Here is an 18946-nt window from a genome sequence, read left to right as displayed (position 1 = left end):
TTGCGAATTGCTTAGTGCTTTGTGTGCTTTAACATCCCATTTCTTCGGATCGATATACCTTTTAGCAGCAATGTCTGCTGCCTTGCCGTCTATCGTAATTCGTAAGTAGATGGGAGCGGTTCCGTTGGTTCTGATTTTATTCTTTTTGATAAAGAATAATAGGTTGAATGTTTTGTTCATTGTGTGATAACTTTAATGGTTTAATAATTTACTTTTTGTTACCACTTTTTGCAAGATGTACAATCGTTAGACTGCCTATTGGTCGGGCTTTCGTGATTTTTCGTGACCCTTTTTTTGTGATTTTCCGAATGGGACACTAAATAGGACATATAAATCGTGACCTAGTTTGTTTTTTTTTTGATACCACGCTAAAACAAAAAAACGCTGTAAACATTTATGTTTACAGCGTTTTAGCTTATTTTGGTTTCTAACCTTGCGGAGAGTGAGGGATTCGAACCTTCAGAGGTTTTCTAAAAACATCATATTCCCTTTGTTTAAAGGTATTTCAATGAATTATTTAAAAAGTGATTTATTTGAATATTCTGATATAAAACACCTGATCGTTGTCATCATTTTCAAGATCGTCACCCAAACAAATACTCTTCCAATCTTCATTTTGATCATAGAAATTCAATTCACAATATTCTAGACAACAAACTTGTAAATCCAATATACCTGTCATGGTAATAACTGCTAAAGGATACAGAATCTCCTCATTTATGTTCCAAGCTAAATCAATCCAATTAGTATTTCTATTAGATTGATCAATAAACTTTTGGAACATTTTTCGAATTTCATTCTTCCTGTTCTCAAGACTCTCATTTGGCTCAATGAATATTCCCGTTCTCCTAAAATTATCATCAAGACAAATCTCAAATTCATTAGACATCTTAGAAAGGAATTTATGCTTACCAATATTTTCATCATAGATCTCGCTCCATATATCAACCTCAGTCAATTCCTCTATATCAAAATATCTTTTGTTTTGAATAATTTCCTTAAGCATTAAGGATTTTCCAGCATAGGTATCCATTTCATAAATTTCGTTACTAGTATGAAAATGTAGTATATAATCTATAATTTCAACTTTATAATCTTTCGGCCGTAATCCTGTAAACTTTTCAAATGCTTGTATATACTTATCATATCTATTTAACCCAAATTTATCTGCGTAAAAATTAAAAACATTCTTAGAAATATCATCAATTCCTGAATCTTTTAATAAAGACAAAACCTCTGCTTTTAAGGATTCCAAAATCCTTTTTTTACCTAACTTTTGTAAATCATAATACCTATTAAAAAGATATGATTTAAAATTTTTTAAAGTAAAAAAATGAAGATCACTATCAATTATTTTTTGATTATTGTAATTCCATATTTTAGGATCAACATTATATTTCATATTAAAGCTTGCCTTAATATTTTCATCAATAATTTGACAGAACAGATTTTCATTACTGTCTAAATTTAAATAATACTTAACAATCATATTTTATAAATAATAGGGTTAAACAAATAATTATATTCAGTTAAAAAAGAAATATGTGAAAACTCATATCTTTTGAAACTTTAGCTAATTTATCCCATCTATCTTTAAATTCTTTATCTAAGGTAATAGGTTTCCTAGGTTTTCCTTAGATTTCTTAATTAACCGTATAAATCGTTTTATAAATCACTTAGCATTATATATTAAGCTGTGTTAACAACAAAATCATGCATAAACAATTATTAATCAACAAAATAAACACATTCATTATATATTTGACACAAATATTAAAAATGGAAATCTCATTATTAACAAAAGAAGATTTACAGGAATTTAGAATCCAATTGCTACTTGATATAGAAAGAATATTAGATGAAAAAATACAACCTGCTGAACCTATACCTAAGGATGTAAATCCAGAATGGATAAGAAGTAAATCTGTACGAGCTTTTATGAATATTTCGCCCGCTACGCTTCAAAACCTAAGAGTAACCGGAAAGATTAAATTTAAAAAGATTTTAGGGTCATACTATTATAATTTAGATGATTTAAAAAAATTATTTGAAAATGAAAAAAGATAATACAATTAATTGGCTTAATTATTTAATTCAAATTACAGCAGATGAAAGGCTAGCTGTGTGGCATATTGTATTACTAGTTGCAATTATTAAAATTGCTTATATCCAAAATGATAAAGAAGTTATATTTGTTAGTAGGAGCAAATTGATGTTTCAATCACATATCAAAACAGCTCCTACATATCATAAGTATTTTAAGGAACTTCAAGATTTTGGATACATAAAATATACACCGTCTTATCATCCAGGCTACCAAAGTAAAATTGTCTTTTTAAATTTCAAAATTATTTATTAAGTACATTTAAAATTCGATCTATATCTGCAAAAAATTGTCTCAAGAATACCTGACAGGTTCAAATTGTAAATGCAGCCAGTTTTAAATATCTACTCTCTTATATGCATTAAATGAGATGAAAAAACGTGAGAAGATACAGTGAATATTTATATAAATGAGCCCAAGTCAATATCACTGGAATTTACACCCAAGTAGAATATTTGAAATTTTAGGAGTATACTATTTATTCAATCGTAGACTCATTCTTCTGTTGAAAGGTATGAAATTTATTAAGCGTTCATTTTTATAAGGTTTCAATAGCACTTAAAAAAGCTGTTCCATTCAATTATTTTATTTATTTTTATGGAAAAAGCTATTAACCTATGTATATTTCAAAAATATCAATTGAGGGATTCAGAAATTTCCCTCAAAATGAGATTTTATTTAATGATGGTGTAAACGTTATAATTGGCCACAATAATTCTGGAAAAACAAGTTTAATAAAAGCAATAAGCTTGCTAATTAACAATGAAGACTCTAGGAGGCTTTCTATAGATGATTTTTCAAAAACATCAACCTTAGAAAGTTTACAAACCAATCCTCCTTCAATAAAAATAACTTTAACTTTCAAAAAAAGTATTAATGAAGCCGACAACAGTGATGATCTCGTAACTGTATCAAATTGGCTAACTGTTTTGGATGCAAATTATGAAGCAATGCTTACTTACGAATTCTTTTTACCTATTGATAGGCAGGAGAATTATGTGCAAGATTTAACTCAGTGTACTTCAAGGGACGAAGCATGGTTAACTATCAAACATGATTATTTGCGTTTTTATACCTATAAAATTTATGGTGGAGACCCCACTCTATTAAATAAAGCGGACCATGATTCTCTACAAAAATTTGACTTTCAATTTTTAAATGCAATTCGAGATGTTGAAAGAGACATGTTCACTGGCAGAAATACAATGCTGAAAGATGTATTAGATTTCTTCATTGATTATGAGATAAAATCTGCTGATGAAGAGACAAAGTCAACCGAAGAGAAACTTGCCGAAATAAAGGCTATTAGAAAAAATTTTTCAGATAAAGCCTCAGAATTAATAACTGAACTTCAAGGAAGAATGTCAGCAGGTAAAGAAGAAATTCTCCAGTATGCTAGACAAACAGGTGCTACATTCAACAATGCGAGCCCAGATTTTGATGGTGCTTTATCCGAGATAGAACTTTATTCAGCATTAAAACTAATTATTGGATATACTGGTTTAGATATTAAAATTCCTGCAACTCATAATGGATTAGGATATAATAATTTAATATTCATGTCTCTCCTTTTAGCTAAAATGCAGGTTAATTCAGATGGTAAATATCTTGGAAGCAATGCAAAAGTATTTCCTGTTTTGGCAATTGAGGAGCCCGAAGCTCACCTACATCCTGCAATGCAATATCAATTTTTAAAATTCTTAAAAGAAAATAAGCAACAAAGGAAAGTCAAACAGATCTTTATTACGACGCACTCAACCCAAATAACGTCAGCTGTATCTCTTGACGAGATAATCTGTCTTCATAATGATGGCCGCTCCATAAGTGCTGGTTATCCTGGGAAATGCTTCCCAAATACGGTCCAAGGACAAAAATCAAAGTCATATGTACAGAGATTTTTAGATGCAACCAGATCGGATATGCTATTTGCTCAAAAAGTAATATTTGTCGAAGGATTAGCAGAGCAGGTTTTATTACCTACTCTTGCGCGCTATTGTGGAGAGAGTCTAGAAAAATCTCATATTGCAATCGTTCCTGTTGGTGGTAGATTTTTTCAAAATTTTCTTTATCTATTTGATGGAACAAATGAATTTACAATACCAAAACAAATTGCTTGTTTAAAAGATAGAGATCCAGAACGTAAGAAAAAAACAGGGGGATCATTTCATAGTTGTTATACCTTTCAAATGGGCCAGGATGAAGAATATGACTACAAATGTCATATTTCCGAAAAAATTGAGATGTATCAAGAACATCCTAATATTAAGTTTTTTGGTCAAAATCATAAAAACGGTAAAACATTCGAGTTTGAATTAATGCTTTCAAATTTACAGAGCGATGTTCTTCTAACGGATTCAATAACAAACAAAGATGAGTTAAACGATCTAATTAGCTATTACAATGATAATAGATCGAAAGTGGACATGCTTGACAGACTATACAATAGTCCTTCAAATGAAAATTTTAAAACCGCATTAACTGAATTTGAAGATGAAGGTTGGACAGAAGATGATCTTAAAAAGTGTATTATAGCTTATAGATATTTAGCATCGGTTGGAAAAGGTGAAAATGCAATAGAGCTAGCCACTAATCTAGAAGATAATCTTTTATTATCTCCTGATGAACCAAATGAACAAGGAAATATTAGGGTTGTTTTTAATGTTCCAAACTATATTAATGAAGCAATAACTTGGATATGCCAACAATAAATATCACCTCTGACTCTATAATTGCCCCAGAGCAACATTTTAGAATTTTTGCTGGTCCTGGTGCTGGTAAAACACATTTGTTAGTTAATCATTTAAAATATGTTTTGCAGCACTCTCAAAGACTAGATTGTTCAAAGAAAATTGCGTGTATTACCTATACCAATATTGGGGTAGAAACTATAATTAAGAGATTAAAGTTCGGTTCTGACAGAATTGAAGTTTCAACTATACATGGATTTATTTATCACAATATTGTAAAGCCATATATGAGCTTTATTGCTGAAAGATTTAATTTTAATGTCCACAGAATGGATGGGCATGATGACCACATAATAAGTAGAAGTAAAATTAAAGCGTGGTTAACATCACATATTAGCAGGGCAAATTTTCGGCATCCATATTCCTATGAACAGTTGACTAGATTACCTCAATATATACCAGCAATCGGAAATTGGTTAGCATCAATGCAATATAAATTTATTGGAGAAAATCTTGAATTTGTAATGGAAAATGGTAAAGCATTTTATATTGATGATAATGGAAGAAGAGTAAATCTTTCAAAGGTAAATTGCCTAGATAAATTATTACCTGGATTAATGGATTACAAAAAAAATCTTTTGGGAAAAAGGTATTTTACATCATGACGATGTTTTATATTTCGGTTATATTTTACTTAGTGAGTTTCCATTTATAGCTCAAGTAATTAGAGCTAAGTTTCCATATTTTTTTATTGATGAATTTCAAGATACTAGCCCTATTCAATCAAGGATTCTTCGAATAATCGGAGATGCTGGAATAATTACTGGGATAATTGGAGATGAAGCACAATCAATTTATAGTTTTCAAGGAGCTGATCCTGTCCAATTCAGAACTCATCAATTAGCTAATATTCAGGACTATCAAATATTGGATAATAAAAGAAGTACTATAGAAATAATTAACGTTTTAAATTATATTAGACAAGATTTAGTTCAAATAAGTACAAGAAATACTCAAGGCGAAAGATGTCAATTACTTATTGGTGACTATCATAATGCTGTTGAACATGTAAAACAAATCTGTGGTACGGATTTAACTATTCTAACTTGGGATAATATAACTGCCAATGAATTAAAAGGTCGCATGACCTCAGTAGTTCCAACAAAAGATTTAATTGAACATCTATATTCAATTGATGACTCGATTAGAAGGAGTGTTATACTTTCTTGTCTTCGATCAGTTGAGTATGCCAAAGAAAAACGTTTTAAAGAAGCAATAAAAGAAATGGATATAAATTTTCGAAATATTGCCAACAAAGATATTAGAAAGGCAAAAGTAATAGAAAAGCTTACAATACTTTTAGGTTTCTACGACAATTTCAAAAGTGCTCCATTGTACGATTTCTTTACATTGGTACGATCCGAAATAAAATCTGATTTCACTAATTTAAGTGGCAGAGGTGCAGCTCGAGAATTTTATAACTCTCACACATATGAACAAGTGGCCGTATGTTTAAAAATTGACGATGACAGATCACCAAGTAAAACAATACACAAATCAAAAGGAGATGAATTCAATAATGTTCTTTTGGTATTAAAAAAAAGAAAGTGAATTAGATTTTATTCTAAAACGAAGTTTAGCAAAGGAGGAATATAGATTATTTTATGTAGCTGTTAGTAGAGCGAAAGAGAGATTATTTATCTCAATACCCGAGTTAGCAGAAGTTAAACAAAATAGCATTAATCATTTGTTTGACTCCATTAATACCTAAATTATTGTTCTTAAAGGTATTTTACGTTAAACCGTAATATTTTCTAAAGTTGATTACTTAAATTCACTATCTATTAAGTATTAAAAACTATTTTCTAACAAAATATATTTTCAAAAATGAGTATTTCAGAAGAAGAAGAAGAAGAACAAAAAAGGTCTCTATTTATAAAAGAACTTGTTCAAAGTACTCCTGCTCATTTTGATTCAGTATCAAATGAGAATGATAAAATTCCTAAAAGAATTATACAATTTTGGGATAATCTTGAACAACTACCCACTGATGTGTATGATTGCATAAAAACTTGGGACCAACTTGAAACTTTAGGATATGAAAGATTACTTTTTGATAGTAAAAAAGCAGGAGAATTCATAAAAGAAAAACTTGGATCTAAGTTTAAAAATGCTTACGATCAATGTTATCATCCTGCAATGCAATCCGATTATTTTCGTCTTTGCTATATTTTTATAGAGGGAGGATGCTACGTAGACGCTGATGATGTTTACAATGGCGCAGATATAAATCACCTTTTTAAGGATAATAGGTTAAAAGTTCAGCCACTTTGTTATGATGTTTCAAGCCATTCAATGATCTCTCCTTCAATATTTACCAAGCCTGGAGCCTATTCAGACAACTGGATTTTTTATTTCAATAATAATCCGCTTATTGCTAGAAGTAAAGATCCAATAATTGAACAAGCGCTTACTTCGGCTACTTTATTATTACAAGCAATAGAAGCAAATAAAATTGATATTCTACCTGAAATACAATCCACAGCAGGTCCTGGCAACTTGAGTAAATCAGTAATAGATATCCTGAAAAAAACTAATAAAATGGAACAATTTATTTTAGTATTAAACAATTGGGAAAATATTGCTGAAAGTCAATGGCCATTAAGCTACAGAAATGATGCGAGAAACTGGCGATTGTCAAATTGCCAAAACTTTAAACATCTTAAATAAATATCGACTTATGAGAAAAGATTCTAATTGGTCATTGTCATTAAAATATTTGTTCCGTACCGCGCTAAAATACAGACGATTACTTCCTAGAAAAAAATGTAAGGCATTTGGAGCTAAAAACATTAATAGCGGCTGCCTAATAAATAATATTTATGTCATTAATTTAAAACGTCAACCATCTCGTTGGAAAGAAATTTGTTTAGAATTACAACAAATACTTGACATTTCTGGTTCTAAACTCACTAATTTAACTGAGAGATACAATGCAATTGATGCAAAGGACTTCTTAACTACTCCTACAAAAAACAGTGAATTGGATCCAAATTATACACTTGAAGATCAACTTTTTGTAGAACCTCAACCTCTTGCAATGCCTACTCAATTGGACCTTTGTTCCCAAATTAAAATGAGTAGGCCTGAGATAGCTGTAGCTTATTCACATATTGAATTGTGGAAACGCATAGCTTTTGGGGAGAATGAATATACTCTTATTTTGGAGGATGACATTTGGATTAAGCCTGGATTTACAAGAGAGCTTAATAAAGCTTGGGAAGAAATATGGAAAATCCAAGAAAGTAAATTTGATATATTCTATTTATCATTTGAGGAGGTAAAAAACGGGGCGCCAAAAACTTTTTTATCTGATAAAATATTCCGGCCAGTTCGGGGTTTATGGAATTTATCTGGATATGTCATCTCAAAAGAAGGAGCAAAAAAACTTCTTAAACTTCTTCCCTGTACTGGTCCAGTAGATCTATGGATAAATCATAAATTTAAATTTTTGAATGTCCTCGCAACGCATAAATCTTTAATTAATCAGCGCCCTGATTTAGTTTCCACTAATTCATATTCAATTTTGCCTACACTTACAAAAATCGGAGCGATTACAAGTGAGAAAGCGGCTTTATTTAACAAAGTCCCTACAGAAGTTCCGATATTTGCTTTTGGCTCAAAAGATTCGGGACTTACCTCTCTTGCAATGGCTTTATCAATGCTTGGTTATACATGCTGTAGTGATATGGAAACACTACCTGCTACTGAATTAGAAAACTTAAAAGCTGGTAAAAATACTTTTAACGCTTATGTAAATATTAGTATCTTAAAGGGTAACATTAAGTATTTATTAAAATCTTTCCCTAATGCTAAAATAATTTACACACTAAGTGAAAACGAGTTGATGGAAGAAAGTTTTATAAGGTCAATTGAATATATTGATATGAATAATTTTGTCATCTTAAATTCGACAGAACCAAATAAATGGAAGGTTATATGCCAACTACTTAGAATTGCTCCGCCAGATAGTACTTTTCCCAATTTAATAGAAAAAGGAAGTAGAAATTTTAAAATCAATTTAAATACAAACTATCAAATTGTTGGATTAGAAAAATTAAAACATGATTCCTCGCCTTGGGTTTTGGACATTAACCGCCAATCGAGAGAATTTGATGTAATTTTTGAAAACAACAGATTAACGGAAAGTCACTACATAAAGAAAGAAAATTTTACAACTTTTAATAAGAATCTTTGGATTCCTAGAAATGATACTTTTACTGATAATCTCGCTTTGTTTAGAGAAGAAAATGTAAAACTCGACGATTCACAAGGGCTTATACTAAAAGTAAAAAAGACTAATGTTGGTGTCAGAGAGTATAGCGCGGGAGCTATAACAAGTAATTTTAAATATTTATATGGTAGATTTGAAGCTGTTTTGAAAGCCTCAAATGTACCTGGTGTGATAACAGGTTTCTTTTTACATAGAGATTCTCCTCGTCAAGAGATTGATGTTGAAGTTGCAGGCAAAAATACTAATTGCTTACTGGTGAATGTTTTTTATAATCCTGGCGATGAAGGTGCTAAATTTGATTATGGTTATAGAGGTACGCCAATATATATTGATCTTGGATTTGACGCATCTAAGTCGTTTCACAAATATGCTATTGAGTGGGATGAATCGGAAATACGCTGGTTTGTTGATGATAATTTAGTACATAGACGTACCGAATGGAATCCCACTCCCATTCCCCACCTTCCAATGTCTCTCCATCTAAATATTTGGCCATGCCGATCAAAGGAGCTTGCTGGAACATTGCCTAACAGAGCACTCCCTACTACCAGTACTTTTAAAAGTGTAATAATTAATGCGAAACAATTATAGAATATGAATATACTTTCATTTAATCCAGGACATGATGGTTCAATTGCTTATTTAAAAAATAATAAATTAATATTTTCAATAGAAGCAGAAAAAAATTCAAACTATAGATATTCACCTATATCTAGTCACGATGTGTTTCGTGCTTTAAGTGAAATCAATGAAATTCCTGACGTTATTTGTACAGGAGGTTGGTGGCCTCGAGAAGAACCAATATTAGGTTTTACTCAGCATGCTGGGTACCGCGGAATTAGTAATAGTGAAATTATGATACGAAAACATCAAATGCTAGGTAAAGATGTTAACTTTTTCTCTTCTTCACATGAAAGGTCACATGTACTGTCTGCTTATGGTTTATCAAACCTACCTAAAGGATCTCCCTTTTATGCTTTAGTATGGGAGGGGGAAATAGGTGCATTTTATGAGGTTGACTCAAATTTAAACATAAAACTTATTGCAAATGTACTAAATGAACCAGGTAATCGATATGCTTCAATATATGGTTTGGCAGATCCAACTTTTCCTAAAAATGCCCCTTTTTCTAGGTTCTCAGATGCCGGGAAACTCATGGCTTTAACATCTTTCTCAAAACGTAACATTGCAACAAAACAAGAAGAAAAATTGATTAGCTTTCTTTTAGATACACCACATATTCAATTAAGTTTATATGATGATCTTGAAAAATCGCCATATTATAATGTAGGAATTGAAAACGAAGAATTTAGAAATTTTGCGGGTATTTTCAGCGATAGAATTTTTAATATTTTTTATCGATTTGCTAAAGATAACTTGAAAAAAAAAATTACCACTTGTCATTGCGGGCGGATGTGGATTAAATTGTGACTGGAATAGCAAATGGAGGCAAACTGGCCTTTTTTCCGAGATCTTTGTCCCACCAGTTGCAAATGATTCAGGCTCTGCCATTGGAACCGCTATTGATGCACAATTTTACTTTACTGGCGAACCAAAAATTGATTGGGACGTATATTCTGGGCAGTATTTTGATGCTGATTGTAATATAAATTTAGAAGAATACGATATTCTTGAAGCTACTTATGAGAAAGTAGCCGAAATGTTAGTTGACGATCTAATTTTAGCTTGGATTAATGGTAAATATGAAATTGGTCCTAGGGCTTTGGGCAATCGTTCAATAATTGCAGCACCATTTAATGAAACTACCAAGACAAGATTAAATGAGATTAAGCAACGTGAACAATTTAGACCTATTGCTCCCGTTTGTTTAGAAGAAGATTCAGCTCGATGGTTTGGATGTGAAAATCCAAGTCCTTATATGCTTTATACTTATGTAACTAATACTGACGCATTAGCCGCGGTTACTCACGTAAATAAAACGGCAAGGATACAGACAGTTTCGCAATTGTCAAATGAAAATCTATATAATTTACTTAAGGCTTTTAAGAAGAGAACTGGCTATGGAGTTTTATGTAATACATCCTTGAATTTTAATGGTAGAGGTTTTATCAATAAACTTGATGATCTATCGTTATATACAATTCAGCATAAATTAGATGGATTTGTAGTGAATGGAAAAGTGTATTTATTAAAAAGTTCGAAACATTATCAAGAATACTTAAAAAATAGAACCATCTGAAATATATATGAGCGGCATTGGGAGAAGTAGGAAGGAGAAACTAGGTCACGAACAACAATTGAAATCAATTATTTATAAAGTTACATCTTTGAGGATATTTAATGTTGTTCTTTGGAGTCGTTCATAAATAATTTACTTTCTAAAATTTACCAAAATGATTAATAGCAAATTAGTGGCAGTAACCAAAAATATTCTTAAAGATTGGGTTTAAAGTGCGAGGAAAGGGTTAATTCGAATCCCTCCCTTTCCGCCGAGACATAAAAAAAAGAAGTTTAGACGCTGTAGGTCAAATCTTTCCGAACAGCTCAAAAACAGCATTAATAAATAAAGCTCAAAACGAAATAAGTTCGAATCTCTTCCTCTTTTATAGAAAATTATTAGAATAGTATTTGCTTCCTCCACTTTATTTGGAATGTAAAAATTGGAGTTTTGAGCTTTTATAAACTGTGTATAATACTAATACTAAATATGGATTCCTATCCTTAAAATTCTATCAAGATCTTCTAGAAATTGGTTCGAAGATAATACTGTCAAGTTCACTTAAGGAGACAACTATTTGATAGTTGTCTCTTTTTTTATAGACATAACAAATTATTTATCAAAGTGTTACAGTTTGGCATTTTATGGTTTGAATTTTTAACTTGAAATCTTTGGCATATCTAAAATATACAGACTAAAAGTGCTACATCAGAGATTTCATCGGCATTGAAGCGTGGTTTGAACTCTCATTAAGGTTCTAGTATTTTTCTTCAAGGAAAGAAAATTTTCTATACGGACATAAAGGCTGGTTATGATGAAGGTGGTTATATCTTAACAACCGAAGCAAAGGAGTATTTAAATTACTTATTTAAAACCATTAAGAGATGCTGAAAATGAACTTATAGCAAAACGTAATTCAAGATTATCACAAATACTTTTAGGAGATAACGCTTTTAAGGTAGAGAAGAAGATCGCGAACTGCTTCAAATATTCCAAAAACTTAGTGTAGAACTTAAAAATTATTTTAACGGAGAATTCAAAATTCCAATATTAGATGGAAATGGTTCACAAGTACAATCTGAAAATGGAGAATTACAATTCCATGCTCAGTGGACACTGGAATATTCACTTTATAAATCACAAAGTCTAGCAACACAATTTCAAAATGTCTTAAAAATTGTACACCCTCGAACTGAATGGGAAAATGATTTTGAAAAAAATTGGCAGAAAAACTCATAGATAAAAATAAAAAATCAACAAAACCGAAATTGCTTATAGACTTGCCACAACTATTGATCATGATTTGGAAAAATGAGCTTTCTGAAAGAACAATAAGTATTTCCAACAAGAAAGAAAGATAGTATTAATTACATAATAAAAGCTATTAAGTATGCCACAGGATATTATAGCAGATGATGATGTTGCTTATGCTGAAAAAATACTCCTTAAAAATGATAAAACTTTCAATACTGAGAGAAGTACATTTATAAAGGATTTAACAACTTTAGATTTACAAGCAGTTCTTGGTAGTAGAAAACGACTGCTTTACTAGCTAAATTATTAATACTAGAAAGAAAATTACCTTTCTCTGATGGATCAGGCATTTTAGTTATTTCACATACTAATACAGCAATAAACGAAATTAAAGAAAAACTGATCAGCCACTGCCCAAAACTTTTTAACTACCCAAATTACATTGGTACAATACAAGGCTTTCTTGATTAGTTTCTCGCTTTTCCGTGTTACAAGGTTAAATATAACAGAAAACCTATCAGAATTGATGACGAAATCTATTTTGAAAATGTAAAAAGAATACTCGATAAAATATGGTTGCATCATTATGATCTTTGTGAAGGTGTAAAAAGCCAAAAGGCGTTAACTAAAGACAGTTGGCGCCTTTTATTTTGCTTTAGAACACCAAACAGTAGCTTATTTGAGCATTTGAAATCTGACATTAAAACATCATCGTTATAAATTCATTTTGATTAGGTTTAGTTCAAAACCCATTAAAAATGTAGAAATATTTAAATAAAAAATAGCACCACTGCAATTGCAGTAGTGCTATTTTTTATCTAGTGACACGAGCTATATATTCTGGGGTCTCATACCCCCCAGTTTACATCTCTATTATTTATAAAATTGCATCATTACTAATACTATTATCATCAAAACTTCTCTCAAAATTATTAAATACATCAATTTCGCCCGATGACATTTTTTCATAGTTTAATTCAAAATTGTCATTAATATAATTTCAAGCTTTAATTAGTTCATATCATTTTTGAGGCAAAACAAAATTATCATAATAGACATATTCCTGGAGTAAATTATTGAAAATAAAATCTCTATCTGTAAAATACGTTAAAGAAAATATTGGCTAAAGAGTGTAAGTATTTAGCCGCCTGTAAGAAGTTGAAACAATTTCTGGACAAATCTCTAAATACTTACACAATTTATTTCTAATTTCTGATGTATAAATTCCATTTTGTTGAAAATCTTTTATAGATGGGAATTCGTTGTTATTACCATTAAAGTGAATAATTCCTCTTTAAAGAAAGAAATACTCCGAAAATCCCATGACATATAATTCATAATAAATATTTTACAATTTGTAAATAATTAAAATTAATCGTTATCGTTTTCACAAATATCAAATCAGCAACATTTTATACTTTGCTGAAATAGATTTTATCTTAAAAATCCTTTTTATAAATATTTATTCCCTGGTCGCCCATAATTAGAAAATACTTCTGTGTTTTTGAAAATCCACAATACATATATCCTTCATGGCTCATATTATGAAGCTGAAAAAACCATGATTTTCTTGTTTTATAATTCATTAATCTCGGTAGCTTGAAATTATTATGGATATGATTTATTTCTAATTTCTCATTCACTATCCAAAGTTAATAAATTTCCTCCTCCACCTCTTAACCCAAAAACATCTACAATCTCATCTCTTCCTTTTAATGAATACTTTAAATTATCTGCGGAAAGATTTTTTTTTAAAATTTGAATCATAATCTTCCATAGTAATATTTTTCAATATCATATAAAAAAATACCATCACCATTTACAATTAAGAGATCATCATTTGTTAACCATCCTATGATAATAGATGAGTTCAATTTTAGTAATGTGTAAAAACTCCACCCTTTATTTAACTTTATTAACTCTTCGTATAAAAATTCGCTATCAGGCTTTATTTGTAATACATCTTTAATTTTCATCATATTATTTAAACTTTTTGATGATACTCCGTAAAAATGGGACAACATATTTTTAAGAGTTCATGTATAAGCTACCCAACTTTACTGTTTAATTTATTAATAAAAAAATCCCCAATATTGAAAATAAATACCAATTAAAATAAGTGAAAATAATACTGTTGCAATTAAACTAGGGTTTGAAATTGATTTAGCTCTTATAATAAAGTACAGTACTGAAGTTAATGTAAATCCAATAAATATCCATTGAAGAGTAAATAAATACATAAACTTATTAGCTACTCCAAAAGCTAATATATAAAAATTTATTTGTGCCGTACTAGATACTGCAGTGATTAACCCACCAATAGTAAAGAGTCCTATTAAAGCAGTTATAATAATCAATATTTTCATTTGCTTATTGGCGTTACTATCCCCTCTTCTTCTTATCAAATAAAACAGAAAACTAAATATTGAAATAATAAGAATAGCAACTGCAATAATCAATGGTGCAAAAAATAAAAGTTTAAATTCATTCAAACTATTTGCAAATTTAGAGACCCCACCATTTATTTTTACATCAGTAATAAAATTTACTTTTGTATCTGACTGCAAATCATGAAGATCAGGGGTTTTATTCGGATCACTTATAAATTCATTTACAATTTGTGCTCCGGCACTTGAAAAACTAGAACTATGGCCTGATATCGGAGCTTCTGCTAAAAATCCTTTTTTAAATTTTTTGACGGTAGCTTCACCGTTTTCTGGGGGTGTAATGGGATCAAACTTTCCAGAAAAAACTAAAACCGGAGCAGATAAATTTGATAGATTTGATAAATCATTATAAAAATTCTCTTTTTTAATAGTCCCAGAATTCCATTTGTCACAAACAAGGAAATCAGATCTGTAAAAAGACAACCCTCCCTTTAATTTATTATATTTACCCGCATTTTTATCAAAATCAGAAATTGAATTGGAAGGAATTGCTTCATTGCAGCTTACACAATAATAAGCTCCATAATCAAGACTTAAAGCTCCTGAAAATGAACTTACCAATGCGCTTAAAGCGCTTTTATTTCCATTTTTAAATTGAGTAATTAACAATGGTAACATTGGTATCAACTTTTTCTGGTAGAGGGATTGCTGAATCGCAACTTTAAAATCTTCAGCATTATAAGTAAAACTTCCTGTAGGAATTATTTTTTTATCTACTTTAACGGTAATCGGGGTTTTATCTAATTTTGCGATTGTCCCATAATATGTTGCTTCTAAATTAGGATATTGCTTATTACAATTCGGATTATTTTCACAATCTTTAAAAACTTTTTCAAGACTATTCATATAATTTTTAGTATTAAGATTATAATACTGCGAAATATCTGAAATGGAAGAATCTAAAGTTAATGATTTTATATCTTGAGGAAAATCATTTGCATATACCTGAGCTGTATAAGTTCCATAAGAAACAGCATACACATTCCAGTTTTCATACTTTAAAAGGGTTTTTAAAGCGTTTAAATCTTTAGCAATTGTTTTACTATTATAAGCATTAATATCTATATTTCTATTGATTAAATCTTCTTTGCAAAGCATTGCAGCCACAGCTTTTTGTTGCTCATCTTGTTTTTTGTCCTGATTTTTTGCTAGTATTTCCAAGAACGTTTTTCCTAAGTCTGGGCAAAATTTAGGAAACGAAAAACCAGTTCCTCTCACGTCTATAAAGACAATATCACTTTTTTCCCGCAATGGATGACTAAACCATCCTGAAATACCTTTTATTCCTCCTCCACCTGGTCCTCCCTGTAAGAATACAATGGGATTTGAACTTTCTTTATTTTTAGTACTTTTTAGTACTGCAACTGCAATCTTAATTTTCTTTCCATCGGGTTTTTCCCAATTTTCAGGAACTGTTAAATATTTCCATTCAATCTTTTCTGTATTGATTTTTTTACTATCAGGAAAAAATGAAGTTGTTTTTTCGAGTTTTAAATTACTAGTTTGCGCAAGTATAAAACATGGCAGCATACATAATAATAAAAAGAGTCTTTTTGTATTTATCATTTTAAATTCAATTATTCGGATTATAGTTTTTTATAATTATCTCATCCATATTTATTTTAGAAGAGATATAACATTTATAGTTTTTGTTGATTGTTACTTCTTTTAAGTAAAAAGTCTGATAATTAATTTGAGTTGAGTCATCCTGAATTTCAAAGGATTTCAAGGGTAATGACAGTTCATGACCATATACTTTTATGACCGCTTCTTTTTGTGTCCAGTATTTGAAAAAAGCATCTATTTTATTATCAGAAGCATTAAGAGTATTCCACTCTCTTTCTGTCATTTGAGATTGAAAATTCTGAAAATCAACGTTAGTAATCAATTCGATATCAATTCCTATTTGATGCTCTTCACTTAGTGCACAAAACACAATTTCTCCTGAGTGCGAGATATTAAATTCAACCAAATTATCATCAAAATAAGGTTTGTTGTATGTGGTATATTTTATTTCTCTTTTATCACAGTTTTGCATTTTTAATTCTTCAATTCCTTTAAAAGGCATTACTCTTCCTAAAAGTAAACATTGTGCATCTTGCCATCTTCTAAATTTCTGAAAATCAGCTGGAAATTTCACTAAACTATTTTGCAATAAATCTTCATGATTTTTTTCCGACAAATAAGTGTTATATAGTTGTATCACAACATTTTTTATTTAAAATTTAAAGTCAAATTTAAAGTCAAAATTAAAATCAGTATTTTTTTCATTATCAGATCTAATATCTAATAACCTTACTTTCTGAGATGTATTTTTTATTATTTCCATTAGAATTATATTATATTTTTCGGCAATAAAACGAATCGTTTCTTCTTCAAAAAAATCAGAGTTATAATCAATATTTCCTTTGAGTTTGTTCTCATTTTCAAACAAATTAAAGACAATAGGCATTCGGCTAAATTGACTTTTAACCGGATAAGATGTTAATTTTAATTCATCTTCCAAAGCAATCTCATCAAAACTAAATTCAGGATTTTGGTATACAAATAAGACATCAAAAATAGATTTGGAAATTTTATCAAACGGTAAATCCTGATAATCACTTATCGTTAATAGGTTATTTTGAGTAAGCTTTAACAAATCTGTAATTACAATATCTGACGAAACTTGTGTTCTCAGTATAAGTGTCTTAGCGAACATTCCTATTTGATTAGCTAATCCGGAAATATTTCTTCCTGAATGAATTGTTCCAATACAAATATCTGTATGTTTAGATATCCTGTAAATCAATATATTGAATACAGATATCAAAAGACTATAGAAAGTAACACCTTCTTTAATAGCCAATTCTTTTAAAGCTAAAGTAACTTCTGAACTTATTTCAAATGAATAATCTGAGCCATTCCGCTGATTTTGCTTTGGATGAGAATCTTTATAAAATGTATCTTTAGGTAAATAATTTTCAAGATATCTATTCCAAAATGATTCATTTTCGGCTTGATTCATCCCAATTATTTTATTAAACCATTCTGAATAATCGTTGAATTGAAATGTCAACTGATCTTCATCCTGCAACGGAAGAAAATTACTTTCTCTATAATTTTTTATAAATTCATTTATAAAAATTTCCAGAGATAAGCCATCCATTATAATATGGTGGGTATTGAACAACAAGATGGCTTGATCTACTTCTTTTAATAAATATATTCTAATCAAAAAATCTTCCTGAAAATTGAATGCCTTATTGTTTAGTTGATGAATTATTTTATTTGTTTCTTCTTTTTGCACTTCTATAACAGGAACAGTTATATGGATGCCATTGTAGTTCGTTTTTTGATAGGGTGTGCCATTTACTTCTACAAAATTCGTTCTTAAGATTTCATACTTGTTTACTATTTTGTTTATTGCTTTTTCCACTTTATCCAAATCAATAATTCCTTCTATTTTATAGGCCATAAACATGTTGTAAGCAAGTGAACTATTTTCGTCCTGAGATGCTAACCAAATGTTATACTGAGTGGGTGTCAGCTCGTAAAGTTCCTTTTTATCATCCATCGAAATAACTACAGTTTTATTGGGTTCTAGTCTTTCCAAATGCTCTGCTAACAATTTGATCGTAGGATAATCAAAAATTGTTTTTAATGTGATTTCAAATAAAAGATGTTTAGCTATTAATCCTGTAAGTCTAACAGCGTTTAAAGAATGTCCACCTAGAGCAAAAAAATTATCATTTACACTAATATTATCCCTATTTAATACCTCTTCCCAATATTTTAATAGTTTTTTTTCAATTTTAGAATTTGCATTTTTAAAATCACCTTTTGTCTGCATGATATTTCTTTGCGTCAAATTCTTTCTGTCAATTTTTTGATTTGGAGTTAATGGAAATTCTTCTAACGGAATGATCACATTGGGGATCATATAATAAGGCAGACTCATCTGCAAATGGGTCATAATCTTTTCAAGATCAATTTCTTCAT

The 18946-nt window shown here is 29.9% G+C and carries 18 protein-coding genes and 2 pseudogenes; 13 read left to right on the top strand and 7 right to left on the bottom strand.

The annotated features are described in order from the left end of the window. Positions 1-180, bottom strand: a 180-nt coding sequence (locus ACJ5H0_RS22835; protein ID WP_411252159.1) for an Arm DNA-binding domain-containing protein, incomplete at its 3' end; no start/stop codon positions are given. A 349-nt stretch (positions 181-529) separates the two neighbouring features. Next, complete coding sequence (locus ACJ5H0_RS22830) at positions 530-1489, bottom strand: hypothetical protein (protein ID WP_411252158.1); 960 nt, start codon at positions 1487-1489, stop codon at positions 530-532. Between the two features lie 290 nt (positions 1490-1779). Between ACJ5H0_RS22830 and ACJ5H0_RS22825 the strand changes: the two genes are divergently transcribed. The 13 genes and pseudogenes from ACJ5H0_RS22825 to ACJ5H0_RS22765 all read left to right on the top strand — a co-directional run bounded on the left by ACJ5H0_RS22825 (position 1780) and on the right by ACJ5H0_RS22765 (position 12816). Next, positions 1780-2067 carry a DNA-binding protein gene (locus tag ACJ5H0_RS22825; RefSeq protein WP_411252157.1) on the top strand — a complete coding sequence of 96 codons (288 nt, stop codon included), beginning with the start codon at positions 1780-1782 and terminating at the stop codon, positions 2065-2067. Beyond that, positions 2054-2359, top strand: a complete 306-nt coding sequence (locus ACJ5H0_RS22820; RefSeq protein ID WP_411252156.1) for a hypothetical protein — start codon at positions 2054-2056, stop codon at positions 2357-2359. The genes ACJ5H0_RS22825 and ACJ5H0_RS22820 overlap by 14 nt, the downstream gene beginning before the upstream one ends. 362 nt (positions 2360-2721) lie before the next feature. Beyond that, complete coding sequence (locus ACJ5H0_RS22815) at positions 2722-4812, top strand: ATP-dependent nuclease (RefSeq protein ID WP_411252155.1); 2091 nt, start codon at positions 2722-2724, stop codon at positions 4810-4812. Next, a complete protein-coding gene (locus tag ACJ5H0_RS22810; protein WP_411252154.1) occupies positions 4800-5456 on the top strand; it encodes a UvrD-helicase domain-containing protein in 657 nt (218 codons plus the stop codon). Before ACJ5H0_RS22815 ends, ACJ5H0_RS22810 begins: the two co-directional genes overlap by 13 nt. Next, a pseudogene (locus ACJ5H0_RS22805) lies at positions 5413-5619 on the top strand (UvrD-helicase domain-containing protein); the annotation flags it as partial. The gene ACJ5H0_RS22810 and the pseudogene ACJ5H0_RS22805, both read left to right, overlap by 44 nt. A 99-nt stretch (positions 5620-5718) precedes the next feature. Further along, positions 5719-6402, top strand: a complete 684-nt coding sequence (locus ACJ5H0_RS22800) for a hypothetical protein (protein ID WP_411252153.1) — start codon at positions 5719-5721, stop codon at positions 6400-6402. Between the two features lie 10 nt (positions 6403-6412). Next, positions 6413-6562, top strand: a complete 150-nt coding sequence (locus ACJ5H0_RS22795; protein ID WP_411252160.1) for a 3'-5' exonuclease — start codon at positions 6413-6415, stop codon at positions 6560-6562. Between the two features lie 116 nt (positions 6563-6678). Next, complete coding sequence (locus tag ACJ5H0_RS22790; RefSeq protein ID WP_411252152.1) at positions 6679-7521, top strand: glycosyltransferase family 32 protein; 843 nt, start codon at positions 6679-6681, stop codon at positions 7519-7521. Then, positions 7466-9676, top strand: a complete 2211-nt coding sequence (locus tag ACJ5H0_RS22785) for a family 16 glycosylhydrolase (RefSeq protein WP_411252151.1) — start codon at positions 7466-7468, stop codon at positions 9674-9676. Before ACJ5H0_RS22790 ends, ACJ5H0_RS22785 begins: the two co-directional genes overlap by 56 nt. Before the next feature lie 3 nt (positions 9677-9679). Then, a complete protein-coding gene (locus ACJ5H0_RS22780; RefSeq protein WP_411252150.1) occupies positions 9680-10516 on the top strand; it encodes a hypothetical protein in 837 nt (278 codons plus the stop codon). Then, positions 10488-10550: pseudogene (locus tag ACJ5H0_RS22775) on the top strand (hypothetical protein); the annotation flags it as partial. The gene ACJ5H0_RS22780 and the pseudogene ACJ5H0_RS22775, both read left to right, overlap by 29 nt. Before the next feature lie 195 nt (positions 10551-10745). Then, entirely contained in the window at positions 10746-11285 is a 540-nt protein-coding gene (locus ACJ5H0_RS22770; RefSeq protein WP_411252149.1) for a carbamoyltransferase C-terminal domain-containing protein, read from the top strand. A gap of 1369 nt (positions 11286-12654) precedes the next feature. Next, positions 12655-12816 (top strand): hypothetical protein, encoded by a 162-nt coding sequence (locus ACJ5H0_RS22765; RefSeq protein ID WP_411252148.1) that lies wholly within the window; start codon positions 12655-12657, stop codon positions 12814-12816. A 1337-nt stretch (positions 12817-14153) separates the two neighbouring features. On the opposite strand, the gene ACJ5H0_RS22760 is transcribed toward ACJ5H0_RS22765, so the two are convergent. The 5 genes from ACJ5H0_RS22760 to ACJ5H0_RS22740 form a co-directional block, all read right to left on the bottom strand. Then, entirely contained in the window at positions 14154-14285 is a 132-nt protein-coding gene (locus ACJ5H0_RS22760; RefSeq protein WP_411252147.1) for a hypothetical protein, read from the bottom strand. After that, complete coding sequence (locus ACJ5H0_RS22755; RefSeq protein WP_411252146.1) at positions 14282-14497, bottom strand: hypothetical protein; 216 nt, start codon at positions 14495-14497, stop codon at positions 14282-14284. The genes ACJ5H0_RS22760 and ACJ5H0_RS22755 overlap by 4 nt, the downstream gene beginning before the upstream one ends. A gap of 93 nt (positions 14498-14590) precedes the next feature. Next, on the bottom strand, positions 14591-16531 hold the full coding sequence (locus ACJ5H0_RS22750; RefSeq protein ID WP_411252145.1) for an alpha/beta fold hydrolase: 1941 nt from the start codon (positions 16529-16531) through the stop codon (positions 14591-14593). Positions 16532-16538: 7 nt separating this feature from the next. Then, positions 16539-17171, bottom strand: a complete 633-nt coding sequence (locus ACJ5H0_RS22745) for a 4'-phosphopantetheinyl transferase family protein (protein WP_411252144.1) — start codon at positions 17169-17171, stop codon at positions 16539-16541. A gap of 12 nt (positions 17172-17183) precedes the next feature. Continuing rightward, positions 17184-18946 (bottom strand): condensation domain-containing protein (locus ACJ5H0_RS22740; RefSeq protein WP_411252143.1); only part of this gene is annotated, 1763 nt, incomplete at its 5' end.

The organism is Chryseobacterium proteolyticum (assembly GCF_046591535.1).
GTDB lineage: Bacteria > Bacteroidota > Bacteroidia > Flavobacteriales > Weeksellaceae > Chryseobacterium > Chryseobacterium proteolyticum.
The sequence above is the reverse complement of the archived record's forward strand: the minus strand, read 5'-3'. Positions and strand labels throughout refer to the sequence as shown.